The following is a 25,657-nucleotide window of genomic DNA, read 5'->3' on the forward strand; positions in this document are numbered from 1 at the left end:
GGGCGCCACAAGGGCGCCCGTTTTATACAACTTCACGTATTGGTTAGACTCGGCGCAGGGATACCCACGTCTCCCTGCCTTTTGGACTGTACACAGTGTCGAGCTAATACCACCACTGCCACTACAATCAATTACCTCAAAATTCTATATAACCTCCTCAATTAACCCGCCACGGGCCGCACTTTCCAAAAGTGAGGAGCGGCCACGATTATTGTTATAGATCATGGAAAGCCCATACTTCGCTCTCGACATCGCCACATAAAGTCTATTATATGATGCATGGCGAAGAAAATGCCTACTATCAGTTTCAAGAGAGTCTGCTGGAGGCAGCCTTCCTTTATCAACACCACAAATTACTACTCCTTCAAACTCCAACCCGCCAACATAATCAATGCCTGCTAACAAGTAGCCTCCTGAACGGGAAGCTTTAGCAACGGTTGCCACATCACCCCTTTTTTCAATAGTTTCATGCGCCTTATTTTCTATCGCGGCTCGCCTTTTAAGATCGCCCAAAACAGAATCTGTTGTAGCTATAATTGCGATTTTACTCTTCGAGCAGTCTATTTTCTCTGCTAATGAATTAGCCTCCTCAAATGCAGCAGAAATCATCTCTTCTTCAGAAGAATACCCTTTTATCTTAGGGTAAACACACCTGTTTTCTTCAGCCAAAGTCAGAGTTGACTGGGCATTATTTAACGGATTCTCCAAACTAGTAAATATACCAGCGCCAGATGCCAAAACCTCGCAAGCCAATGACATTATATCTGGCGAAGACCTAAAGACACTAAGCAATGAAGTTTCTTTCTGATCCCCAGAAATAAGAAGCGATTTTAGATCCGAATAAGAAAGTGAAGAATTAGCAACGCTTTGCGATCTATCTATTGTATAGATTATTGAAGTTCTCGACGTGACTTTTAATAAATGATGCAACACAGAAAGTTCGTTCAAATTAAACAAATGTGTTTCATCCACAAGTGCAACATCAAAACCATCACGTTCTACGCGGCGTCTCCAAATAGGTGTATCTAGTTGACTTAGCGCAGACAAAACAATATCGTCAGTATCAAACATCCCTGATGACTGCAGTGCATCTTGATAATCGTTATATATTTTAAATATAAACTCTTTATCACTATCGGTCACAACAGGTATCGCATGCTGATCGGCTGGTATTTTTTTATAGTTAACGATACTTTGCTGTGACCGCCCTTTTATAACCTCAGCAATCTCATGATGTAACACGTGTATCAAGTATTCAACATTAGATGAGCTTTCCAGCAGAAAGCTGTAGAGTTGCGATGAGAGAAAATTCTTGGCCGTGTCAATCTCAAGGTTGTATTTTTCATATACATCCTGAATAATTATTCTTTGATACTCCTTCGAATCGGATGCATCTTTATCGATAATTTCAGTTTCTTCTATTTTATTCCCCAACTCGTAAATGCACCACTCCTGCAGAGTCGATATAACAAGCTCAACAAGAGTTGACGACAGCTTTTCTTGATTTATACCATTAGCCTCAAAAATTGTTGCTATATTTTCTTTCGTGCTATGACTATGTGTGATAAAAATAATTTTTTTCGATAGGCCAGCTCTAACAGCATCCTCTATAATATTAACAGCCCTAAGGACCAGACTTAATGTTTTTCCTGTTCCAGCCGGGCCTTCAATTCTTTCTGGACCCATTCCAGTTGAAAAAGCAATACTTTTCTGTATTTCTGTAAGTCTCTCTCTCCAAGTATCAAGAGACTGGCGAGAGTCAATGGGAACAAAACCACCTTGAACTGACTGTACTTTTAAGTGCCCTTTGTTTTCGATTGGCTGTGAGCACTGAGGAATATCTATAAGTCCTGATTCTTCCGAGAATCGCTTAAAGACAGTGTATGACTCGGGCTTTTCAACTTCTTTATCACAGAATGAAAAAAGCAGGAAATTCCTAGTATTTCTCTTTTCCTGTCTTTTCCTATCGGGTCGCCTATCGATAACCGCCCTGCTCCCATCTGCATTACTAAAGGACCAAGGAAAAACAATCAACAAATCATCTTTAGTGACTCTCTCAGTTTTAGCTAATGGATTACCATTCCAGCTTTTCAAACTAGCCCTGCATACTTTTTGCAGAACTATAAGAGACTGGGAAACAGGCAGCCTAGAAAAAGCTAGAAAAGACTCAACATCTACAACTAAATAACATCTAGCAAAAGTGTTTGAAGAGAACACATACCTTCCGCTCTCTTTATCAACAACCTGAAGGCCAGGCAAATTTAACTCACTAGAATCTGCCAGAAAAATCTCTACTAAGCCTTTGCCTTCTGCGTACTCAGCACTTTGATACCTTTTTTCTTGCACGATAACTTCTATTGCATTTTTATCTATTGCCACATATCTCATACCTCAACCCCCGAGTTTGTCAATATAACCCCAACATCTATATCATCCACCCCAATCCTTATAAATAAATTACTAAACCTCTGCATCAAAAGCTCTATATAAGGCGATTTCATCTGACAAATCAAATAATAGTAGAAACCTTCTTTGTAATAAACATCGCTCTTCTTTATTTCTTCTTTCTGACTAGCAGTAAATCCTTTTGCTATCAACTCTAAAAACAGCATAGACAAATACCTTACCTCTCTAAGAATCACCACATACGCTCCCTCTGACTCCTCTAGAGGATCGGAAATATTATCGATAATAAAATACCCTTCCACTTTTCCTTTGGCGATATCTTCAATTTGTGTTTTTATCTTTTTCCTTATAGACTCCACAACTTTATCGTTTCCATTTAGCTTACAATACTCAAGCTCTAATGCCGTATCAATATCAGAAAATAACTTTTCAACAGATTCGCGCAACTTGGGTTTCAAATTATCTTTTTCATAACCAAAAACAGCCATTTCACCTATTGCATCAATCCAACTACTTAACTTAGGATTGCTCTGTATAAGATGTTTTTTTATCAGCCCTTTCTTTTCTTTTACAAAACCTTCCACGGCTTTAAAAAAGAGGAATTTTTCAATAAATTCACTCATTTTAACCACAGGCGCGTAGGCTACTGACTCCACCTTCTTCTGGGATAAGTCACACCTTGCAGACAGGACAATACCCAGACAAGGTTTATCCGGATGAAGATTGGTAACTCCCCCTTGAAAGATTACACCTTGATCAAATTTATTTAGTGAAGCAAGCTCAAACATATTCCGCATTTAACGTTTCTCTTATTTGAAATTTTAAAATACCATCTGCAATCCACACAAGCTCACCATATGTAGCAAAAACCATTATTAGGCTTTAAAACTTTCTTTAATTCTTATAAAAGTAATAGCCAGCCGCTATCGTTTTAGAACCATCTACTCTAAGGGCGATCCGGAGCAGCACCCTCAGAAACGCCGAAGCTAAATTCCACTGTTCACACTACCGCCTGGGGATGACATCGTTTCCCTGCGACAGTTCTCTCTGCGTTGTACTACCTGTTCTATCGGCGGCCGTCTCGGCGACCTTAACCCGAGTAAAACAAAACCCTGTAACGAAATGCAAAGAAAAAGGACTTACCAATTGGTAAGTCCTTGATCTCGGTCAGCTAAGCTGTGTCAGGCGTTCTACCTAGGCTAGCCTCACACCCACTTGATCGTCGCGGGTGGCTTACTGCCTACGTCGCACGTCACGCGGAGACGCCGCGGATCTAGTTGATGATGCGGTTGGAGACTTTCTTTACGGGAGATGTGCCCAGCGTGCGGTCATGAAGCGATGCCCCATTCGTAGCGGCGGCCGTCGCCGACGGACTTGACCGGTAGGAACACGGCGAAGGCCTGGTTGGTCTTGTGGTACCAGTCGGCGTTGTGCAGTTCCTCGATGATAATGACGTCGGCTTCACGCAGGATGTCGACTTACTCCTTCTTCACTTCGCCGAGGATGCACACGCCCAAGCTCACTGGCGGCAATGGAACGCAGAGGAGTTGCAGCGCCTTGTTGGGCGTCGTTAGTCTCAGCGGATTGCTTATATAAAGACTCATTGCTTAACAGACCAAATATCGTACTCGACCATCGGATGGGACTTGGTGCGCAGGAAGGAATCCGCCTGGCGCTTGCCTTCCGTGGCAGCCCCGGCCTCCCTGATAGTGGTGATACGCCAGCCGCTGTCACCGAGAGAGCTCTTGATGAGGTCCAGCGGATTGGCCCGTCTGTCCGTGATGCCGCCGAACCGGATGACCATCTTGGCATCTTCCGCGCACACGTTCTCTGCATTGCGCCAGACTTGACGCAGGTTGGCTGCAAAGTCCTCGGGGCTCGAATGAACAACCTGGTTGCGGTTGGTGTAGTCAACAGTATCGGGGCCACCCACGAACCAGTTGCGGAGCCACTGGTCTGGGATGTAGGTCCGCATACCGTAGTACGGGGGCGAGGTGATCACCCAGTCGAACCGAGCTTCCGGCGTATCTGGCTGGAGCGCCTCGGCCTCCCGGCTGTCCGCTAATCGCACGGCTCCCGTGATGTCGGAAGACGTTCCGTAGTAGCGCTTCGCCCGCCGCTCAATCACGGCCAAGATATCGATGGGCTCAGGCTCAAGCCCTCGCCCCTGCCAGAAGCGTGTTGCATAGGCAGGCTTGGGAGCGTAGGTTCGGGGGCATTGGTTGGAGAAGTAGCTCGGGAAGGTCTTCTGCTTCGGACCATGGAGTGCACCCAGAACAATCCCACGGAGTGCGATGCGGGTGTCAGTGGTGCAGTCCTCCAGAAATGTCTCACGGAATCGACACAGCGCGTCAAGCACGTTCGGGTGAAACGCCCATTTCCAAAACTCGCTAGTCGGGATATGGCACGCCTCACGTTCGGCCAGAATTCTGCGTGCTTCGGTAAGGATGTCATCAACGGTGGCTGTCGTTAGCTTTGATGCCGTAATGGCTGCAGCAACCGGACTGGAGTCCACCCCAAGGGAACGGAGACCGACAAGTCGTGCAGCGAAATTGGTGGTGCCCCGACCGCAGAAAGGATCAAGCACTACATCGCCTGCCCGTGCTCTTCGCTTCAGAATACTGAGCGGAAAGTCGAGCGGGAACATCGTGAAGTAGGGGCATATTCCGTTCAGGGCCGTTTGTACGTTGGTCACTACCTAACTCCTCTTCCTGACGTAGGCAGTGTTGCGCGTCGGATGGCGGTATTGCTCCCACCCCTGGTCTTGTGGGCCATAGAAATGGACAAGCGCCTTTTTCACAAGCCGGAAGGCTAGGGTATCCCTGTCATCCAGATGCTCCGGCAGTTGATTGAGGAAGAACGCCTTGATCGAGCCCCATGCAGCTCCATCGATAGATTCGATTCTTGCGATCAGATTGGCATCGGCTTGCAGGGCGTCGATGGCCCGCTGCTCGATGTTTGCCATGACATCCACCGGCTCGGCTTCTTCGGTATCTGCTTCTTCGGGAAACAAAGAGCCTGCACCTGAGTCTTCGGAAACGCTGGTAGTCGTCGCGATCTGCCTCATCCCGGCGAAGGTGTTCCGCAGTGTTTGGGCGTAGGTGTGACCGGCTAGCTGATTGTAGTCATGGTCCCGCATCGAGTACATCTTCTCGAACGACAGGGCGCGAAGGCTGACGGGGTAGGGCTTTCCGCCCACCGAGCTCCAGAACACACCCTGACCTGGGATTGGCTCGTTAAGCAGTGAGCTCAACAAGTCGTCACTGAAGTGGGCGTTGGCTCGCTTAAGGGACGTGAGATCCGCCGCCGATAACAGGTGGAAGATAAACCAGTTATCGCCCTGGCTGAGGATCTCGACAGGAATGCTGCCAGGCTGCTGGGTAATCAGCAGCGCGCCGAGATCGTACTTACGACCTTCCTTGACCCAGGCGACGTAGGGCTCGGCAGCCGGCGCGTTCTCGTTCAGCACGGACTGTGCCTCTTCGACGACCGCGATGGTCGGAATGGTCTTTGGGTCCGCCGCAGTGAATTCCTGCTGGTTACGATCGAAAATACGCCGAAGGATCAGGCCCGAGAGTACTAACGACTGACCGCCGCGCATCTGGGAAACGTCAATGACGCATAGTTTCCCCTCGGAGAGGGCGTGAACCAACATATCCATGAGCTGGCTGCTTTTGTCATGCAGCATCTTTACGATCGCTGTCATGTTGCCTCTAGCAGCCAACGCCTCGGCTTCCTGTCGTTGTGGGTCGAGGTCGAGCAGTCGGCAAACGTCATCAAGTGGCGTGGTGTTGCCGTTTGTGTCGATCAGATTGACCAACGACTCCCACCGATCTTGGGGGAGCCCGCGCAGCTTCCTAACGTTCTGCTGCTCCTGGCGTTCTGCTCCAAGCGCGATGGAGATCACATCCCCTGGGCGTAGACGGCGAATATCAAGCTTGATACCACCGGCAACGAACGATTGATAGAAGGGGCTTGGGTTCTTCCTGTCGGTAAATACAACGACCTTGTCCTCCAGGGCCGGGACGTCGCAGAGGCCGGGACGGCCTTTGTCGTCAGGCCAGAAATACTCGCCATCCGGGTCGAAAATCACTGTACCCACTGGCACCTGCTTGCCGGCCCGCTTCGTGATAAAGGGCGTCGTCTCGTAGAGCTTTGAAAACAGCAGCTTGTTAAGATTCGATTTACCAAAGCCTGCTCGGGCAAAGATGAAGCTGCGTCGAGAGACCAGTGACTCGATAGGAAAACGAACCAAGACCTCCGGGTCGACTACCTGCATCCATTCCTGCGATTCGAATGATTTGTCACCTGCGGCATAGATGTACTCACCGAAGGCTAGGTGGCCGATGGGCGCCCCATCAATGTTATGCCCCGCGATCTCGCGTAAAACCTCGTTGCTTGGAAAAGCCACTTTGCTGCCAACGTGGGGAAGACGGCGGTGGGAGGGGACGAAGGTCAGACCTTTGCCGTTTTGCCGCAGCACGCCTAGAACCCGAATGTTCACTCGGTACTTGAGATACTGCTCGCGCAGATCTTCGGGGATCGGCCGCTCCTCGCGAACTGCGCGGATATTGAACTCCTCACCGGAGCCGAATGAAAGCTTGCCTTCTGAGGAGAAGGAAGCAATGCGGCCTAACACGGCCTCATCAGGGGTCTCCAGCTGCACGAGAAGGAATTGCCCATGCATCGGGATGTTCTGGAACTCGTTCCGGTACGGCAAGACCAGATCGGCATGGAACTCCATGCCCCCTTGCTGGAAGCCCCGGAAGATGCCGACAACCTGATCCCTAGGGAAGAGTAGGATTTCTGCCATATTGTTCTCCCTTATCCGTACCGGCGTTGCGCTGGGTCGGCATCTTGAAGCTGAAACGCATCCAAAGTCCCCGCGTCACTACCGAGACTTGAGCGCACACCTTCATAAATGAAGTCCTGTAGGATGTCGAAATCAAAATCGACCAAGGCCGCGTTTTCATGTGCCTTTTGCAGGCAACGCGGATAGTGAGGTACCGGGAAGCCATTGATCGCGTCGGCGAGCATTGATCCGAGGATGGGCTGAGCTTCCACGACCTGCGGTACGAATATATCGATCGGCCATACAGCATCCCGGCGATGTGAGCCGAACTTCACCAGGAACATCTTGCCGCCCACGAACTTATTAATCTCTCCCCCCTCATCAGCGCGGTCATCTCCTCGCGCGAACTCCGACCAAACGTAGGCCTTCTCCTCCACCTCGCGCGGTACCTCCACGTAGGCGGGGTAGTCAGTCTGAAGTACGCCTTCCAAGGCCATGGCGAGGCGATACCGTGAAAGCACCTTGCTGTGTTTGGCTACACCGGCCAGATACACACGACGGCGGCTCTTGCTCCACTGTGCGTCGATGCGTTCATTCATGCCTTGTAGCAGGCGTTGGAACAAGTCCTTGGCAAAAACCTTGCTGCGCAACAGACCGTCGCATACGATCAAGGTGTCGGTGCCAAAGTCTTTCTTGAGGATGGCGAACAGGGTCGCCCATTCGACTAGCTCCCGGTACACCTGCACCCAGCTGGGGGAAACTGGCCTGCCCTTGTCATTAGGTCGAATCATATGGGACAGGGATGGCAGGGTATCCACACCCAAGAAGGACATCATTTCGCCGAGCGCGGTACAGGCCACCCCGTCTGCTGCGAACTGGCGCTGGTTGAGCTGCTGGACTGGGGTAGTGGGCGAAACCGCCTCCAAGCAGTACTCGTTGTTGCTGCTGTCCACCACCCGGACCAGTTGGATCAGGAAGGGGTCGAACTGGAGCTGATTATTACCACCATCGGTGCCAACCAGCGAAATCGATGTCGTGGCGCGCGGCTGTATGCGGCGCGTGACGCTCTTTAAAGGCCGGATCTCTTCACGTAATGCATCAAGCACCCCCTGATCAAAGCCAATGCAATCTGCTATGGCTTCTCTCAGTTGTGCTTGGCTTTCTGGATCAATCATATAATTACCATTTTTATCACCAGTGCCAGGGAACTCTCTTTACGCCCAGAGCCAGCATTTTGGCTGCTTTTCAGGCAATTCCCAAAGCCATGTCTTAGCGGCATGGTTATCGCCATCGTCCATCCATACTTAGAAGAGATCAAAAAGGCCACAACAGCCCGCCTGCAGATATCCATAAAACCAGAGCACTAACAAATGAAACAGCCACTACTGCATCTACTATTCTGATCAAGCGTCTCTGGTGCTTAAGCCGTTGATTAATTTTTCTATAGATGTCATCAAATCGGTTAGCGATAGCTTTATGTTCATGTGTGATCTTATCCCACTGATGTTTCACTTCATCCCCTATAGCATCCAAACTGTTTTTCTGATTTCTGATTAGCAGATCCATAAAGACAGTAAAAGCCAACATTCCTGCCATAATGAAGATGTTCTTGGTAGAGAAAGGGTTAGCCAATTCCATCTGGCTCCCTACCAGCACCAACGCCAAAGGTACAGCCAATAGTTGATTCTGGATATCCGAAAAAACCTTATTTAGCTTGAAAATAAATTCCAGCTTCTCTTTTTCAACTTCTTGGCGGACCTTCTTGAACGAGAACTCCGATACGTAGAGCTCATAGCCTTGAAACACTCTCTGTACGAAAAAATCAAACTGGTCCAACAAGTCAGACAGTCGATATTCTGTGCCACTTTGCCTTGCTTCCAAAACCTCGATTAAAGAAGTTTTAATTATCGTATTTTTTTGATCTTGATGCTGCCTTGAATCAATAAAATGCTCTTTGAACCCAGACAACTTCTCCAGCGGCCTCAGGCTTCCATCATCATAATCAAGAACTAACGTAACCTTGCGGTCTCTAAGAAAAACCAAGTGTTGATTACCATCTGAAGCCATGTATACATGCTCAGCCAGCTCCTTAAGCACCGCCACAAGCTGAAGCGTATTAAGGTAGTCATTAACCAAGCCTGGAGTGTCCGCTATGCTCTCTGACTCATGATCGTGGTAATAGTTCAACTCGGCGATATAAAAGCGCCGCGGACACTCTAATTTATAGGCTTGGATAAGCCCGGCAAGGTTTACCGCAAAAAAGCCGCTTGAGCGACCAGGCATTCGCACGTCAAGTTTTCGGCTCTTCGGGTTATGGCTTTCAAGCAGGTCATAGCTATCTAGCTGCCTGCATACAGCATCGAAGTCCTGTCCTTCAGGCAATATACCATAGAAGCATCTGTCCTCTACCGTGAGATCTTGTAGCTCACAATATAACTTCGCGGTCAGCGCCAAGCTCTCATTCGGAATCATCATCATCCGCCTGAGCCTGCTCTATTTGCGCTATAAGCTCTGGGCTCGCGCCCTGAATGATTAGATTCTGCCCATCAAGACTTATTCGCCTCTGAACCAAGTCATCGACATCAAACGCAACCTTAATGTTACCACTGGCTTTTCCGGTAATGCGCTGAAGCTTTCGATACGTATTGGAATGAGGAGCAAACTCATCGTTAAGATGATAACCATTGTCACGCACAAAATTTCGAAATGCTTCTGGATCACGATCATTAATAATGCTGGAGAGTGCTCCTAGGTTGATATCTTCCCTATTGCGCGTCTTCTCTTGACAATATTCAAAAGTCTTTTGCCTGACCTCTCTCGCTTTTTCTCTTGTCCATGCATCCTCCCCTTTGGCAGAATCAGTCTGGGTGTTGGTATATGCCTGAAGGGCCTCTAAAAGAACAACAGTGTTTTGCTTTGAATCTGTGTAGTCAGTACAGCCCAAAGCCTCACGAAAATACTTGGTGACGTCCTCTTTTCCTGCACGCTTTTTAACGAAGGAAAGGTATGACTGTTCATTCTCCTGCCACTTTCTGATATCGACTCGGGCTGCTTCATGCAGGTGATCAACGTCCAAAGATAAAAGTCGAAGCAATTCCTTAGTGTCTTGATCAACCCCTGTGGCTTCTCTCATTTTCAGAATACCCACTAGAAACCAGTCTCGACCCAAATTAGTATAGCGAACCAACAGCACATAACCACCGGTAGCAAAGCGTTGACTTCCCATTTTTGAGGCGATCAGTCTCAACGCAGTCTCGGACAGCTGAATAAAATCAACTTCCTCTTGGTAATAAGCTTGCAGCTGGCCTGAGAACGGGTAGATAATTTGATCCGCATCGAATGCTCCATAACCGTTGGAAACACGGTTGTAGATACTCAACACCTCAGTTACCAATTTGCTGAGTGTGTCTTCTATCGGCAAACGGTCGGGCCGTAGGTCGAGGGAGACTTGATCACTACCGCTTGCCTTATCGATCTGATGAATAATAGCTTCAGAGATTTCCATGATGCGCCCCCTGTGTGTAAATCACGCTACCGCCCGGGGATGACATCCTTTCCCTGCGACAGCCCTGTCTGCGTTGTCCTACCTGTTCTATCGGCGGTCGTCTCGGCGACCTTAACCTGAGTAAACAAAACCCTGTAACGAATTGCAAAGAAAAAGGGCTTACCAAATGGTAAGCCCTTGATCTCGGTCAGCTTAGCCGCGTCAGGCGTTCAGCCTAGGCGTGCCTCACTCCCACTCGATCGTCGCGGGTGGCTTGCTGCTGACGTCGTAGGTCACGCGGGAGACGCCGCGGATCTCGTTGATGATGCGGTTGGAGACTTTCTCCAGCAGCTCGTACGGCAGGTGGGCCCAGCGTGCAGTCATGAAGTCGATGGTTTCCACGGCGCGCAGGGCGATGACCCACTCGTAGCGGCGGCCGTCGCCGACCACGCCGACGGACTTCACCGGCAGGAACACGGCGAAGGCCTGGCTGGTCTTGTGGTACCAGTCGGCGTTGTGCAGTTCCTCGATGAAGATGGCGTCGGCTTCGCGCAGGATGTCGGCGTACTCCTTCTTCACTTCGCCGAGAATGCGCACACCCAGGCCCGGCCCCGGGAAGGGGTGGCGGTACACCATGTCGTAGGGCAGGCCGAGTTCCAGGCCGAGCTTGCGCACTTCGTCCTTGAACAGTTCGCGCAGCGGTTCGACCAGCTGCAGCTTCATGGTTTCTGGCAGGCCGCCGACGTTGTGGTGCGACTTGATCACGTGGGCCTTGCCGGTCTTGCTGGCGGCGGATTCGATCACGTCGGGGTAGATGGTGCCCTGGGCCAGGAAGTCGACGCCTTCGATCTTGCTGGCCTCTTCATCGAACACGTCGATGAAGGTGTTGCCGATGATCTTGCGCTTGGCTTCCGGGTCGTTCTCGCCTTCCAGCTTGCCGAGGAACAGGTCTTCGGCGTCCACGCGGATCACCTTCACGCCCATGTGGCGGGCGAAGGTTTCCATTACCTGGTCGCCTTCGTTCTTGCGCAGCAGGCCGTTATCGACGAACACGCAGGTGAGCTGGTCGCCGATGGCCTTGTGCAGCAGTGCCGCGACTACCGAGGAATCCACGCCGCCGGAGAGGCCGAGCAGCACGTGGCGGTCGCCGACCTGATCTCGCACGCGGGCGATCTGGTCTTCGATGATGCGCGCCGGGGTCCACAGCTTCTCGGCGCCGCAGATGCCGACGACGAAGTGCTCGAGGATGCGCATGCCTTGCAGGGTGTGGGTCACCTCGGGGTGGAACTGCACGGCGTAGAAGCGCTTCTCCGCCCAGCTCATGGCGGCCACGGGGCAGCTCGGGGTGGAGGCGGTCACGGTGAAGGCTTCCGGCGCGCGGGCGACCTTGTCGCCGTGGCTCATCCACACGTCGAGCAGCGCCTTGCCGTCGTGGTCCACATGGTCCTTGATGTCGCGGAACAGGTCGTCGTTGCCGTCGACCTTGACCTGGGCGTAGCCGAACTCCTGCTTGTTGGAGCCTTCCACTTCGCCGCCGAGCTGCACCGCCATGGTCTGCATGCCGTAGCAGATGCCCAGCACCGGCAGGCCCATCTCGAATACGCACTGGGGCGCGCGGGGCGAGCCGGCCGCCACGGTGGATTCCGGGCCGCCGGAGAGAATGATGCCGTTGGGCTGGTACTCGCGGATCTCCTCCTCGGTGATGTCGAAGGCACGCACTTCGGAGTACACGCCGATCTCGCGCACGCGGCGGGCGATCAGTTGGGTGTACTGGGAGCCGAAGTCGAGGATGAGGATCTTGTGGGCGTGAATGTCGGTCATCTGGGCGTCTCTAGGCAACGTATGGCGGCGGGCAACATAAGTAAGAACGAGCGGCGTCGCTGGCTGAGCGTCAGGCTAGGCGAAAACGGCCGAAAGCAGCGGAGTTGACGTGGTTGTCAATGAGCATGCTGAGGCCGTTTTCAACAACGCATGGCGCCAGATCAGCGGCGTCGCTAGCCCGCTCGATAGTTGGGGGCTTCTTTGGTTATCTGCACATCATGCACGTGCGATTCGGCGAAACCGGCGCCGGTGATCTGCACGAACTCCGGCTTGGTGCGCATCTCCTGGATGTTGGTGCAGCCGGTGTAGCCCATGGAGGCGCGCAGGCCGCCCATCAGTTGGTGGACGATGGCGCTCATCACGCCCTTGTAGGGCACGCGGCCTTCGATGCCTTCTGGCACCAGCTTCTCGGCGCCGGCGTCCTTGTCCTGGAAGTAGCGGTCGGCGCTGCCCTGGCTCTGGGCCATGGCGCCCATGGAGCCCATGCCGCGGTAGGCCTTGTAGGTACGGCCCTGGAACAGCTCGACCTCGCCCGGGGCTTCCTCGGTGCCGGCCAACAGGCCACCCACCATTACCGCGCTGGCGCCGGCGGCGATCGCCTTGGCCAGGTCGCCGGAGTAGCGCACGCCGCCGTCGGCGATCAGCGGGATGTCGAATTCCTTGAGCGCCTCGGCGACGTTGGAAACCGCGGTGATCTGCGGCACGCCGACACCTGCCACTACGCGGGTGGTGCAGATGGAGCCGGGGCCGATGCCCACCTTGACGCCATCGGCGCCGGCTTCGGCCAGGGCGCGGGCGGCGGCGGCGGTGGCGATGTTGCCGCCGATTACCTGGATCTGCGGGAAGTGCTCCTTGACCCAGGCCACACGGTCGATCACGCCCTTGGAGTGGCCATGGGCGGTATCGACGATGATCACATCCACCCCGGCCTCGGCCAGCGCGGCCACGCGGTCCGGCGTTTCCGGCCCGGTGCCCACCGCGGCGCCGACCAGCAGGCGGCCGTCGGCATCCTTGGCGGCGCTGGGGAAGGTGCGTGCCTTCTCGATGTCCTTGAAGGTGACCAGGCCGCGCAGGTGGAAGTCGTTATCCACCACCAGCATCTTCTCGACTCGGTGTTCCTGCATCTTGCTCTTGATCAGGTCGAGTTCGGTGCCCTCGGCCACGGTGACCAGGCGTTCGCGCGGGGTCATGATGTCCGCCACGCGGTCGCCGTGGTTGGGCTGGAAGCGCATGTCGCGCTCGGTCACGATCCCCACCAGGGTCTCGCCCTCCACCACCGGGAAGCCGGAGAAGCCGTACTCCTGGGCCATGGAGAGCAGGTCCTCGAGCTTGGCCTTGGGCCCGACGGTCACCGGGTCCTTGACGATCACGCTCTCGTGCTTCTTGACCTTGCGCACCTCGGCCGCCTGGGCGGAGATGGCCATGTTCTTGTGGATGATGCCGATGCCGCCTTCCTGGGCCATGGCGATGGCCAGGCGGGCTTCGGTCACGGTATCCATGGCGGCGGAAACGAGGGGGATGTTGAGGTAGAGGTCGCGGGTCAGGCGGGTCCGCAGGCTGACGTCCTTGGGCAGGACTTCCGAGTAGCCGGGTACGAGTAATACGTCGTCGAACGTAAGAGCTTCTTGGGCCATACGTAGCATAGTCGGCAACACCCAGTGCTGGTGGGGGGAGTGGGGAAAGTAATCGACCATTATAGCGCCCGGGCCGAGGGGCGGGCAATCCGAGCGCCCTCTTCGGGTTCGGCTTCAAGGCCCGGTCTTCTGGCTTGGCTTTCTGCTTGGCTAGCTGCCTGCCCCAGGCCGGGCCGCGCCTGGCTTCCCCAAATCCTAATTACGCTTCGAAACAGTCCGAAACTTACTTTGACTTACAGCGGCTGTTGGGTGATCTAGCTTGAAGAAGTAACACAACGGGTCCAATCACGGAAACGGTCGACTCAAGGAAAGGAGTGGCGAGATGAACTGGGACCAGATTGAAGGCAAATGGAAGGAAATGAAGGGCAAGGCTCGCAGCAGCTGGGGCGAGCTTACCGATGATGAACTGGATCAGGTCGGCGGCAAGAAGGATCAGCTGGTCGGCAAGATCCAACAGCGCTATGGCCTGGAGCGCGAGGAGGCGGAACGCCAGGTCGATGACTGGGCAAGAGGTCTTTGACACAGCGTCTTTGACACCTACCCAGTGCTAGCAAGCCAAATCCAAGGTCTAAGGACAGGTCAAGGAGTTAGCAATGCAAAAGCGTGCACTGACTATCGCAATCGCAACCATCGCCGGTAGCCTCGCCCTCGGTACGCAGGCAGTGGCAGAGAACGACCCCAGGGCGGCTCAGGGCCTCTATTCCGCCAATGACATCATCGGTGCCGATGTCTATCACGCCAACGACCCCGACGAGGAAGTCGGCAGCGTCGAGAACATCCTGCTGGACGATCAGGGGCAGGTAAGTGCCTTGATCGTGAACGCCGGTGGCCTGTGGGGCATGGGCGGTGACGATGTCGTCGTCGGCATCGAGCATTTCAGCATGGAAACCGAGCGTGACGACGACGGTATCTTCGGTCAGGGCGACGTGACCCACCGTATCCTGGTTGATGCCTCTGAGGACGAACTCAAGAACTTCCCCGAGTATGACGAGGAGTGGTTCAACGACGAGCGCGATCGCCGCATCAGCGAGCATGGTGGTCAAAGCGTCTGGCAAACCACCGGCACCGCCGGTACCGGCGCCGTGGGCGACGACGGCAATACCGCCTTCCGCGACGGTGAAGCCGATGGCGATGTCGTGGGCGACACCGACGACGCCGAGTACACCGACGACGACATCGAGGACGATTTCGACTAAGCGTCAAGCTTGAAGTGTCCCTCCCCATGACACTCTTGCGCCGGGCTCCGCCCGGCGCTTTTTTCGTCTCACGCCGCCCCACCTACAGAACGCCGCCCCTTCTTGTGCTTTCAATTCAGCAGTCGCGCCAGTGCCGCGACGATGGCCTCCGGGGCGTCCTCCTGGACCAGGTGGCCCGCCTCGGCGATGGGGGTGAAGGATGCACCCGGAATCCTCGCCTGCAGCTCTCGCCCCTTCGCGATGGGTATCCAGGTGTCCTGCTCACCCCATAGGATATGCACCGGGCAGCGGATGCGATCCAACAGGGGTTCTATCTCGTCGGTATAACACTGATTCATCTGGGCGATCTGTTGGTAGAACCCGGCCTGCCCCTCCTCCCCCTGCCAGGGATCGGCATGGATTCGCAGTGCGTCTTCCGGCAACTCACGCCAGGCCGCTCCCTGCAGGTAGGCTCTTAGGAGCGCTTCGTGAATGTAGGGCGGCAATCCCCGAAAGGCGGCCTCGTGCTGCCGGACATGCTGCACGAAGGGAGACCCCCAGGGCGATAGCGCTACCGGGTCAACCAGCGTCAGGCTGCGGTACTCCAGGCCATTCAGCAGGTGGCCACGCAATGCCGTGGCTCCGCCGAAGTCATGGGCCAGGACGTCGGGCGCCTGTAATTGCCAGTGTTCGAACAGAGCGGCAAGCAAGCGGTTCTGTACCCCCAGGGAGACATCCTGTCCCGGCGCCTTCTCCGAGCGTCCGTAGCCGAGCAGGTCGAACAAGTGAATACGACGCTGCCGACGGAAGTGCGGCACCACCCGGCGCCACACTTGCGACGAAAAGGGGGTGCCGTGAATCGCCACCAGAGGAGGCCCTTCGCCGATCACCTCGGTATGCACGAAACGTCCTTCGAAACGGAATCCGGATCTTGGCTCGCTCATCTATCTAACTCCTGTAATTCGCTTATGGCGTTAGACAGTCAAGACCAGATCAATTAACATGTAAAGTAGTTTTATACCATTAGTCGAATGAGGCAGGCTCACATGCAGCGACACCACTGGAGCGAGCACGACTTCATTGCCGGCGACCCTTGCCTCGATTTCCTCAACACAGTGGGGGATACCGGCAAGACCCGGTCGGTGGAGCGCTTGACGGACCGCCAGGCGCTGATCGATTGGGCGCGTGCCAGTGGTCTGGTCGAGGCCGAGGCAGCGCTGCCGCTCTCCGAGCGGGAATTCGACGAGGCGCTCGCCCTGCGTGAATGCTTGTATACCCTGTTCGCTGGGATCGCTCGGGGCCACGCTCCCGCCGAGGCCTGGGAACCGGTACGCGACCGGCTCGCCGATGCCGTCGCCTCTAGCCGGCTCGAGCTCGGCGAGCCGACGCCTCTGCACGCGGCCGAGCCGTGCTTCCTCGAGCGCATCGCCCTGGCCACCCTGGCACTGCTCTACAGCAGCCGCCTGCCCCGGCTCAAGGAGTGTGGCCGGTGCAGTTGGCTGTTTCTCGACCAGTCCAAGGCCCAGCGGCGTCGCTGGTGCCGCACGGAGGTCTGCGGCAATCGCGCCCGGGTCGAGCGCCATTACCGGAGGCGAGCCGACCCTCCCCAAGATTGACACGGCGTTATCGCACCCAGTGCCCCCGATCAGAGCCCTATGCCGGCGCCGGGTGATAGACTCCGGCCTGACGCTCGATGCCCGACAGGAGTCACCATGCCTGAGCCCACCGATACCGCCCTTTCCGTCAGCGAAGTGAACCGCCGCGCCCGGCTGCTGCTCGAGCAGGGCATCGGCGAGGTTTGGGTCGAGGGTGAGCTTTCCGGCGTGTCGCGGCCGTCCTCGGGGCATGTCTATTTCACCCTCAAGGACAGTTCGGCACAGCTGCGCTGCGCGCTGTTTCGCAATCGCGCCCGCTTCGTGGCCGCCCCCATGCGCGACGGCGACCGGGTGCGTGTGCGCGGTCGGGTGTCGCTGTTCGAACCCCGCGGCGACTACCAGCTGATTGCCGAAGCGGTGCAGCCGGCCGGCGAAGGCGAGCTGCTGATCGCGCTGGAACGGCTCAAGCAACGGCTCTCCGCCGAAGGGGTGTTCGCCAATGCGCGCGCCCTGCCCTGCCCGCCCCGCCATCTGCTGGTGCTGACCTCGCCCACCGGCGCGGCGATACGTGACGTGCTGGCAGTGCTCAAGGTCCGCTGGCCGCTGGCCCGGGTCACGCTGATCGCGGTTCCCGTGCAGGGCCGTGAGGCCGCCCCGGCATTGATCGCCGCCTTGGGGTTGCTCAACCGCCAGCAGGCGCTGGACCCGAGCCGCGACGTGGTGCTGATCACTCGCGGCGGCGGCAGCCTGGAGGACCTCTGGGCCTTCAACGACGAGCACCTCGCGCGGGCCATCTTCCACTCGCGCCTGCCGGTCATGTCGGCGGTTGGCCATGAGGTCGACACCACCCTCTCGGACCTGGCCGCCGACCTGCGTGCCCCCACCCCCTCTGCCGCGGCCGAGATGCTGATGCCGGATGGGCGCGACCTTGCGCGCCGCCTGGCCGGCCTGGAGCGCCAGCTCGCACGTTGTACCCAGGCGCGGCTGGAGCGTGAAGCCCAGCGGCTCGATCACCTGCGCGCCCGGCTGCGCCACCCCGGCGAGGTGCTGGCACAGAAGCGCAGGACCTTGGGCGAGCTGGAAGCCCGGCTGCAACGTGCCATGCGCGCACGGCTCGCCACCGAGCGCCAGCAGTTGGGCCACTTGCAGCGAAGAGTGAGCGCCTGCCACCCACGGCGTGGGGTCGAGCAGGCCGGGGAGCGGCTGGTACGCGCCCGGGCCCGGCTCGAGCAGGCCATGCAGCGCGACATGGCGCGCCAGCGCGAACGCCTGGCCGGCCTGGCACGACAGCTGCAGGCGGTGAGCCCGCTGGGGGTGATGGGGCGTGGCTACGCCATCCTGCAGGACGGCGAGGGCAAGGTGATACGGCGCGCGGCCGATACCCAGCCCGGCCAGGCGCTGACCGCCCGCCTCGGCGAGGGAAGGTTGAGCGTCGAGGTGAAGCGTCGCCTCAAATGAAAAGAGCGCCTGTAACAGGCGCTCACGGGGCAAGCCGGGCTGGCGTCACTCGGGCTTGAAGGTGCTCGGCTCCAGCTCGTGGCGGCTGAGCAGCTTGTAGAAGTCGGTGCGGTTGCGCCCGGCGATGCGTGCCGCCTGGGTCACGTTGCCCTCGGTGATCTTGAGTACCTTGACCAGGTAGCTGCGCTCGAAGCCGGCGCGGGCGTCGTTGAAGGTCGGCAGTGCGCAATCCTCCGCCGCCAGCGCCTGGGCCACCAGGGCCTCGGGGATCATCGGCGAGCGGGTCAGCGCCACGCACTGCTCCACCACGTTGACCAGCTGGCGCACGTTGCCGGGCCAGGCGCTGGTGGCCAGCAGGTTGAGCGCTTCCGGCGAGAACCCCTTGACGAACGGCTTGTGCCGCTCCGCCGCCTGGGCCACCAGGTGGCGCGCCAGCAGCGGCACGTCCTCGGCGCGATCCTTCAGCGCCGGCAGCTTCAGGTTGACCACGTTGAGGCGGTAGAAGAAGTCCTCGCGGAACTCGCCCTGGTGCATCGCCTGGCTGAGGTCGCGGTGGGTGGCGGAGAGGATGCGCACGTTGACCGGGAACGACTGGGTCGAGCCCAGCGGTCGGATCTGGCGCTCCTGCAGCGCGCGCAGCAGCTTGACCTGCAGCGGCAGCGGCATGTCGCCGATCTCGTCGAGGAACAGGGTGCCGCCCTCGGCGGCCTGGAACAGGCCCTTGTGGTCGCTCACCGCCCCGGTGAAGGCGCCCTTGGCGTGGCCGAAGAGTTCGCTCTCCAGGAGCTGTTCGGGTAGCGCACCGCAGTTGATCGCCACGAACGGCTTGCTGGCGCGCGGGCTGGCGTCGTGAATGGCCCGGGCCAGCAGTTCCTTGCCCGAGCCGGAGGGGCCGGTGATCAGCACGCTGACATCCGAAGCAGCCACCATGCGAGCCTGCTCCAGCACCCGCTCCAACTCGGGGCTGCGGGTGATGATGCTGGCGCGCCAGGCTTCGCTGTCGCCACTGTTGCCGGTGGGCATGTGGGCCAGCGCCTCGTCGATGGCGCTGAACAGCTCGTCGCGGTCCACCGGCTTGGTGAGGAAGCTGAACACGCCCTGTTGAGTGGCATTCACGGCATCGGGAATGGAGCCGTGGGCGGTCAGGATGATGACCGGCAGCCCCGGCACCTCGCGCTGTATCGCCTGGAACAGCGCCATGCCATCCATCTCGTCCATGCGCAGGTCGGAGAGCACGATGTCGGGGCGCTCGGCCTCGAGCCTGCGCAGTGCCTCAGGGCCGCTCTCAGCCGTGGTGACCCGGTAACCGCGGCTTTCCAGGCGCATGCCGAGTAGACGCAACAGGCTGACGTCGTCGTCGACCAGCAAAACGTGGGCATTGCCTGCTTTCGCACCCGATGTGCGAGCCGTTGCCGGCCTGCGAGCCTCATTCTTGCGCGTATCGGTCAATCGAGCCGCTTCCATAACATCGTTCTCCCGTGTTGCCCGATCGCCCTCAGGGCGATTGCTGTCGCAGGTTCATGCTCTGCTCGATGGCGGTAAGCGCTTCGAGCTTTTCGGAGAGCTCGGCCTTCTCACGTTGCAGGGTCGCCACCTGAGCGCGTGCATTGGTGCTCTGGCTGGCCAGGGAGCGCCGCCCTTCCAGTTCGTTGCGCCAATAAAGCAGCAACGACTGCAGGTCGGCCGGCGCGGCATGCGTATACTCCTTGTAAAGCTCCGCTGCCTGCTGCCATTCCCGCTCACTGCCCCAGGAGAGCGCCACGGCGCGTGCCAGCTCGCGTTCGGCTTCGCTCCTGTCGTAGGCACTATCCAGCTCATTCAGCGCTTGGCGGCGCCACTCTCCATCGCCCCGCTGCGAAGCCAGGCCGAAAGCCACCCAGTTGGGCAGCAGGCAGGCCTCGTCCTCGAAGGTCGGTTCCGCTCCGCGGCAGGCGACCGCCTGCTGGGCTTCTTCCGGTTCCGTGCCGAGCATGGCGTGCTCGGGCAGGTATTGGCAGCCACCCAGCAGCAGAGCCAGCCCGCCAGCATAGAAGGCCTTTCTTGCACAGCCGATAGTTCTTACCTCCATCGCTCCTCGCTCCTTGCGTTGAGGCCCACTTCCAGGGGCTCCATATTATTATTTTCCTTGGTCAGGGGAACCGCCTGGTACGGCAACGTCAGGCGGAAACACACATCGAATTCGCGATCGTCGATCAGCGCCAGGCTGCCGTTCTGGATGCGCGCGCAGTCGGCTGCCACCGAGAGCCCGATACCCGAGCCCTTGAGCGGCCCCTTGCGGCGCGAACGCCCCTGGTAGAAGGGTTCGAACAGCCGCGTGCGGTCATACTCGGCAATCGGTTCGCCGCTGTTGGCCACGTCGAGGATCAGGTGATCCCGCCCGGCATGTGCGCGGATCATCAATTCGCCGCCGTCCTCGCCGTAGGCGATGGCGTTGGATACCAGGTTGTCGAGGATGCGCTCCATGGCGGTACGGTCCACTACCCACTCCTGCGGGCCATGGAAGGCGGTTACCTGCATGCCCTTGTGCTCCAGCGCCAGCCGATGCTTGGCCAGGGTGGTCTTGACCAGCGTGGCCAGGTCCACCCGCTCGAGGGTAATACGCTGGTTATGCTGCAGCAGGTTGTAGTCGAGCAGCTGTTCGATGAGCCGCTGCAGTTCGCGGCCACTGGCATCGATCAACGTCAGGATCTCGCGCTGGCGAGGCGTCATCTCGCCGGCCACGCCGTCGGCCAACAGTGCCGAACCCTCGCGCACGCTGGCCAGGGGGGTCTTGAGTTCGTGCGACATGTGGCGCAGGAACTGCTGCTTCTGCGCCTCGAGATCGCTGAGCCGGGTCGACAGCCAGTCGAGCCGGTCGCCGAGCTGCACCAGTTCGGCAGGACCCTGGATGTTATCGCGGTCGTTGGTTTCCACGCCGCTGCCAATGCTGAGTATGCGACGCTCGAGCTGACGCACCGGGCGAATGATCAGCCAACTGAACAACAGCATGAGCAGGAGACTGGCGGACACCAGGGCCGTGGTCTGCAACCACAGCCGCGACTGCACGGCTTCCGCTCGCGCGCTGATCATTTCGATACTGGCATCGATCTGGCGGTTGGTGGCCCGGCGCATCGCCTCGGTATGCTCGGCGAACGGGGCGAACAGCGCCAGCCATACCTCCAGTGCTTCGGCCTCCAACTCCGGCAGTTGCGAAAGCAGCAGCAGCTGTTCCTCCAGGGCTAGCACATCCGGATCGTTCGGCAGGAAACGACGCTGCTGCGCCAGCAGCTCCTGGAATTCGCCATGCCGTTCGGCATAGAGTTCGAGCAGGCTCTCCTGCTCCAGCACCGCATACTGGCGCGCACTGCGCTCCATCTCGACGGCCAGGTTGCTGAGCACCCGCGCACGACGGCTCTCTTCCACCGCCTGGCGGGCACTGACATCCGCCAGGCGTGACAGTTCGGACAGGGCCTGACCGGCCTGATACATCAGAATTCCCAACGGTAGCATCACTACCAGGAATGCCAGCAGCACGAGCTGCAGCAATGAGCGTGGACGCCAGCGGCGCGAGACCCGTTTGGTCATGACCAATGTTCTATTCAGGAGAGGATAAGAGACCACCATGGTACGTTCCTGAAGGATAACAGAGTTCCGCGCTCGGCTACTGCCCCCCCCGACCCTGTCGGAAAAAAAAAGGCCGGCAAGTGCCGGCCCTAATACGCAGGGAACTGAAGGGGGTGAAAATATGGGCATCGATCGCCTGGTCGAGCCATGTCCCATACTTTCAGCGGGCCCGAGGGCCCCGAAGCCCCGTTGCCGACCCTCGTGCCACCAGGAGCCGTCGGTACGGGCGAGCGGCGAACCGCCCTGCTTCGTTCCTTGTCACCATCGCCACGTGAAACACGTCAGCGCTGGTGCGAAATTCGATCCCCCGAAGGGGATGAGGCATCCTTGCCGGGGCATCCTTGCCCATCTGGTACCATTCCTTGCCTGACTCGGCGGTACCCGTCTCATCGCAACCTAAGTTACACATCGCGGAGCGAACGTTTATCGTCGTGATGCCCGGGTCGCACAGGGCATGGGGGGGTGGTGTTCCCCGAGCTTCTCGACGATCCGAAGTGATTCGAGCCGTTTGAATCACTTCATCGTTGCTCGCTTTGCATATTGCCAGTTGCGTGCCAGAAATCTTTATAATCCATAAAAATCAGATGGTTAAATCGACACAATAACTGGCACGCCGTCACCGAACGGCAAAACGGCGAAAAAAAGCGAGTGGCAGGGCCGCTTTTCGTCACCGTTTGGAGACACCATTCTGAAGAGGTCTCAAGAAGTTTTTTAAAAACAACGCATTAACTTGTTGCCTTTTTGAGACAACGATCCTGCTGGCGTTGCCCCAAAGCGACAGCCGCCGCCTGAACGCAATTTTCAGGCGGCGGCAAGGCTTCGCAAAGGGCCTGCGAACAGGCTTTCAGGAAAGCGCTTTGACGAGGATTTTCGACTTGCGGGCGTGGTTGTAGGTATCGCGCCTGAGCGTGGGCAGCGACTCGATGTCGGAGGCGCGGAAGCCGTGCTCGACGAACCAGTGCGCGGTGTGGGTGGTCAGCACGAACAGCGCGCCGAGCCCGAGCCGCCGTGCGCGGCGCTCGATTCCCGAAAGCAGCAGTGCGCCTCGCGCCCCGCCGCGGTAGTCGACGTGGATCGCCAGGCAGGCCAGCTCGCCCATCTCGGCTTCGGCGAAGCGGTGCAGCGCCGCGCAGCCGATGATCATGCCGTCGCGTTCGATCACCAGGTAGTCGTCGATCTCGTGCTCCAGGCGCTCGCGCGAGCGCGGCACCAGCATGCCGCGCCGTTCCAGCGGCTCGAGCAGTTCCAGCAGCCCGCCGATGTCGCCGAGTTCGGCCGGGCGCAGCTGCTCGTAGCGATGCCGGGTGATCATGGTGCCCACCCCATCGCGGGTGAATAGTTCACCCAACAGGGCATCGTGGTCGTGCCACGAGAGCAGGTGCGTGCGGGCCACGCCGTGGCGTGCGGCAGCACAGGCCGCGGCGATATGGCGCGCCTGCTCGCTGCCCGGCTCGATCTGGTTCAGCAACGGTTCGGCTTCGTCGGGCGTGAGCTGCCGCTGCATGGCGCCATTCTCGTCGTAGAGCCCGGCGGCTTCGCCCAGCAGGATCAGCTTGTCGGCGGCCAGCGCCATGGCCGCATGCTGGGCCACCTCGGCGGCATCGAGGTCGAATACCTCGCCGGTACTGGAGAAGCCCAGCGGTGGCAGCAGCACCAGCGAGCCGCGGTCGAGCAGCCCCTGCACGGCCGAGACCCGCACCCGGCGAACCTCGCCACTGTGGTCGTAGTCGACGCCCTGGCGCACGCCCAGTGGCTTGGCCATCACCAGGTTGCCGGACACCGCGGTCAGCTCGACGCCGTGCAGCGGCGTGTTGGGCAGCCCCAGCGACAGCCGCGCCTCGAGCCACAGGCGCTGTTCGGCTGCCACTCGCTCGACACAGGCCATGATCGCTTCGTCGGCAACCCAGCGCCCTTCGTGGCGCTGCGGCTCGATACCCGCCTCGGCGAGCGCCTGATCCACCTGGGGGCGGATACCGAACACCACCACCAGCCGCACCCCGAGTGTGTGCAGCAACGCCAGGTCCTGGATCAGCTGCTCGCCTCGGCCTCGCGCCATGGCCTCGCCCTCGATCAGGATCACGAAGGTTCGGCCCCGATGCGCATTGATATAGGGTGAGGAATTGCGGAACCAGTCGACGAAGGGGAAACGAGTGTCCAAGGCCGCTCTCCGGGAGCAGATGAGAAGAAGGGTTTACGAATTCGACTATATCAGAGCGACGAAAACGGCGGCACCACTGCTGTGGTACCGCCGATTCGGGCTTCGGGCTTCGGGCTTCGGGCTTCGGGCTTCGGGCTTCGGGCTTCGGGCTTCGGGCAGATTATGCTCCTTCCCTAGCTCGAGGCTCGAGGCTCGTGGCTCGTGGCTCGTGGCTCGTGGCTCGTGGCTCGTGGCTCGTGGCTCGTGTCTTGCCCTTACCCAAAAAAGCCCTTGAACATGAAGAAGAACAATATCGCCAGGCCCGCACCGGCCGGCAGGGTGATCAGCCAGGACATGACGATGGTGCCGATCACGCGCAGGTTGAGCGCCGCCATGCCGCGCGCCAGGCCTACGCCGAGCACCGCCCCGACCAGGGTGTGGGTGGTGGAGATCGGCAATCCGGTGCCCGAGGCCAGCACCACGGTGGTAGCGGCGGCCAGGGTGGCGGCGAAGCCACGGCTGGGCGTCAGCTCGGTAATGCCGGTACCCACGGTGGCGATTACCTTGTGGCCATAGGTGACCAGGCCGGCCACGATGCCGCCACCGCCGAGAATCAGCACCCACCAGGGCACCAGCGCGGCGCTGTCGATCACGCCTTCACTGCGCACCACACTGATCACCGCCGCCAAGGGGCCGACGGCGTTGGCCACGTCGTTGGAGCCATGGGCGAAGGCCATGGCGCAGGCGGTGAAGATCATCAGCACGCCGAATACCCGCTCGACGCTGCCATAGCCGAACTGGTCGCCGATGCGCCGCTCGCCCTTGACCCGGTTCTCCATGACGATGCCGATGCCCATGACGCCGATGCCCAGCAGCACCGAGAGCAGGAAGCTTTGGCCGAAGGTGAAGTCCAGCCCCACGTGGGACAGGCCCTTGGTCAACGTCACCATGGCGACGATGAAGCCGACCAGGAAGATATAGAACGGAACGGTGCGCTTGGCCGCAGAGAAGGGATCCTTGGCCTCGAAGATCAGGTACTGCACCGACTTGAACAGCAGGAAGGAGATGGTACCGGCCAGCAGCGGCGAGACTACCCAGCTCGACGCAATGGTACCGACCCGGTCCCAGGCCACCGCCTCCATGCCCAGCCCCACCGCGCCAAAACCGACGATGGCGCCGACGATGGAGTGGGTGGTGGAGACCGGCCAGCCCTTGGCCGAGGCGATCAGCAGCCACAGGGCGGCGGCCAGCAGTGCCGAGAGCATGCCGTAGACGAGCAGCTCCGGATTGGCCTGCAGCAATACCGGGTCGACGATGCCACCACGGATGGTGGCGGTGACCTCGCCGCCGGCAAGCCAGGCGCCGAGGAATTCGAAGATCACGGCGATGATGATCGCCTGCTTGATGGTGATGGCCTTGGAGCCCACCGAAGTGCCCATGGCGTTGGCAACGTCGTTGGCGCCTACGCCCCAGGCCATGAAGAAGCCGAAGAGACAGGCCAGGATGATGAAGATTTCACCATGCTGCGCAATGATCGACATAGGGTTGGTTC

19 protein-coding genes and 1 pseudogene are annotated in these 25,657 nt (G+C 58.2%); 4 read left to right on the forward strand and 16 right to left on the reverse strand.

The window, feature by feature from the left end; translation table 11 throughout:
• Window positions 1-144: 144 nt before the first annotated feature.
• From ACUY1T_RS06795 to guaB, 10 genes and pseudogenes are all read right to left on the reverse strand, one after another.
• The gene (locus ACUY1T_RS06795; protein WP_446021250.1) at window positions 145-2,388 is read right to left on the reverse strand and encodes a UvrD-helicase domain-containing protein; all 2,244 of its coding nucleotides are present in this window, start codon (window positions 2,386-2,388) and stop codon (window positions 145-147) included.
• Window positions 2,385-3,203 carry a hypothetical protein gene (locus ACUY1T_RS06800; RefSeq protein WP_446021251.1) on the reverse strand — a complete coding sequence of 273 codons (819 nt, stop codon included), beginning with the start codon at window positions 3,201-3,203 and terminating at the stop codon, window positions 2,385-2,387. Before ACUY1T_RS06800 ends, ACUY1T_RS06795 begins: the two co-directional genes overlap by 4 nt.
• Before the next feature lie 408 nt (window positions 3,204-3,611).
• Window positions 3,612-3,941, reverse strand: a pseudogene (locus ACUY1T_RS06805) (GMP synthase (glutamine-hydrolyzing)); the annotation flags it as partial.
• Between the two features lie 65 nt (window positions 3,942-4,006).
• Window positions 4,007-5,101 (reverse strand): DNA methyltransferase, encoded by a 1,095-nt coding sequence (locus ACUY1T_RS06810; RefSeq protein WP_446021253.1) that lies wholly within the window; start codon window positions 5,099-5,101, stop codon window positions 4,007-4,009.
• 3 nt (window positions 5,102-5,104) lie between these two features.
• On the reverse strand, window positions 5,105-7,219 hold the full coding sequence (locus tag ACUY1T_RS06815; protein WP_446021255.1) for an ATP-binding protein: 2,115 nt from the start codon (window positions 7,217-7,219) through the stop codon (window positions 5,105-5,107).
• Between the two features lie 11 nt (window positions 7,220-7,230).
• Window positions 7,231-8,373, reverse strand: coding sequence for a hypothetical protein (locus ACUY1T_RS06820; RefSeq protein WP_446021257.1), 1,143 nt, complete (start codon window positions 8,371-8,373; stop codon window positions 7,231-7,233).
• Between the two features lie 139 nt (window positions 8,374-8,512).
• Window positions 8,513-9,676, reverse strand: coding sequence for a hypothetical protein (locus ACUY1T_RS06825; protein WP_446021259.1), 1,164 nt, complete (start codon window positions 9,674-9,676; stop codon window positions 8,513-8,515).
• On the reverse strand, window positions 9,657-10,703 hold the full coding sequence (locus tag ACUY1T_RS06830; protein ID WP_446021261.1) for a nucleoid-associated protein: 1,047 nt from the start codon (window positions 10,701-10,703) through the stop codon (window positions 9,657-9,659). Before ACUY1T_RS06830 ends, ACUY1T_RS06825 begins: the two co-directional genes overlap by 20 nt.
• A 225-nt stretch (window positions 10,704-10,928) precedes the next feature.
• Window positions 10,929-12,503, reverse strand: a complete 1,575-nt coding sequence (guaA, locus tag ACUY1T_RS06835; RefSeq protein ID WP_446021262.1) for a glutamine-hydrolyzing GMP synthase — start codon at window positions 12,501-12,503, stop codon at window positions 10,929-10,931.
• Between the two features lie 173 nt (window positions 12,504-12,676).
• Window positions 12,677-14,146 carry an IMP dehydrogenase gene (gene guaB / locus ACUY1T_RS06840; protein WP_446021607.1) on the reverse strand — a complete coding sequence of 490 codons (1,470 nt, stop codon included), beginning with the start codon at window positions 14,144-14,146 and terminating at the stop codon, window positions 12,677-12,679.
• A gap of 313 nt (window positions 14,147-14,459) precedes the next feature.
• On the opposite strand from guaB, the gene ACUY1T_RS06845 reads away from it, so the two are divergent.
• A complete protein-coding gene (locus tag ACUY1T_RS06845) occupies window positions 14,460-14,657 on the forward strand; it encodes a CsbD family protein (protein WP_446021264.1) in 198 nt (65 codons plus the stop codon).
• A 73-nt stretch (window positions 14,658-14,730) separates the two neighbouring features.
• Window positions 14,731-15,333 carry a PRC-barrel domain-containing protein gene (locus ACUY1T_RS06850; RefSeq protein WP_446021266.1) on the forward strand — a complete coding sequence of 201 codons (603 nt, stop codon included), beginning with the start codon at window positions 14,731-14,733 and terminating at the stop codon, window positions 15,331-15,333.
• A gap of 110 nt (window positions 15,334-15,443) precedes the next feature.
• Here the strand turns inward: ACUY1T_RS06850 and ACUY1T_RS06855 are convergent, their stop codons facing one another.
• Window positions 15,444-16,256, reverse strand: a complete 813-nt coding sequence (locus tag ACUY1T_RS06855; protein ID WP_446021268.1) for an alpha/beta fold hydrolase — start codon at window positions 16,254-16,256, stop codon at window positions 15,444-15,446.
• Window positions 16,257-16,358: 102 nt separating this feature from the next.
• On the opposite strand from ACUY1T_RS06855, the gene ACUY1T_RS06860 reads away from it, so the two are divergent.
• Together ACUY1T_RS06860 and xseA are read left to right on the forward strand one after the other, a co-directional pair.
• Window positions 16,359-16,928 (forward strand): CGNR zinc finger domain-containing protein, encoded by a 570-nt coding sequence (locus tag ACUY1T_RS06860; RefSeq protein WP_446021270.1) that lies wholly within the window; start codon window positions 16,359-16,361, stop codon window positions 16,926-16,928.
• A gap of 96 nt (window positions 16,929-17,024) precedes the next feature.
• Entirely contained in the window at window positions 17,025-18,365 is a 1,341-nt protein-coding gene (xseA, locus tag ACUY1T_RS06865; protein WP_446021272.1) for an exodeoxyribonuclease VII large subunit, read from the forward strand.
• 45 nt (window positions 18,366-18,410) lie between these two features.
• On the opposite strand, the gene glrR is transcribed toward xseA, so the two are convergent.
• The 5 genes from glrR to ACUY1T_RS06890 form a co-directional block, all read right to left on the reverse strand.
• Entirely contained in the window at window positions 18,411-19,691 is a 1,281-nt protein-coding gene (gene glrR, locus ACUY1T_RS06870) for a two-component system response regulator GlrR (protein ID WP_446021609.1), read from the reverse strand.
• 169 nt (window positions 19,692-19,860) lie between these two features.
• On the reverse strand, window positions 19,861-20,433 hold the full coding sequence (locus ACUY1T_RS06875; protein WP_446021274.1) for a hypothetical protein: 573 nt from the start codon (window positions 20,431-20,433) through the stop codon (window positions 19,861-19,863).
• Window positions 20,424-21,929: a sensor histidine kinase gene (locus ACUY1T_RS06880; protein ID WP_446021276.1), complete on the reverse strand. Its 1,506-nt coding sequence runs from the start codon at window positions 21,927-21,929 to the stop codon at window positions 20,424-20,426. The genes ACUY1T_RS06875 and ACUY1T_RS06880 overlap by 10 nt, the downstream gene beginning before the upstream one ends.
• An 883-nt stretch (window positions 21,930-22,812) precedes the next feature.
• Window positions 22,813-24,126 carry an amino-acid N-acetyltransferase gene (argA, locus tag ACUY1T_RS06885; RefSeq protein WP_411793409.1) on the reverse strand — a complete coding sequence of 438 codons (1,314 nt, stop codon included), beginning with the start codon at window positions 24,124-24,126 and terminating at the stop codon, window positions 22,813-22,815.
• Between the two features lie 254 nt (window positions 24,127-24,380).
• Window positions 24,381-25,646, reverse strand: a complete 1,266-nt coding sequence (locus ACUY1T_RS06890; protein ID WP_446021278.1) for an inorganic phosphate transporter — start codon at window positions 25,644-25,646, stop codon at window positions 24,381-24,383.
• Window positions 25,647-25,657 lie beyond the last annotated feature (11 nt).

The organism is Billgrantia sp. Q4P2, from assembly GCF_052806135.1.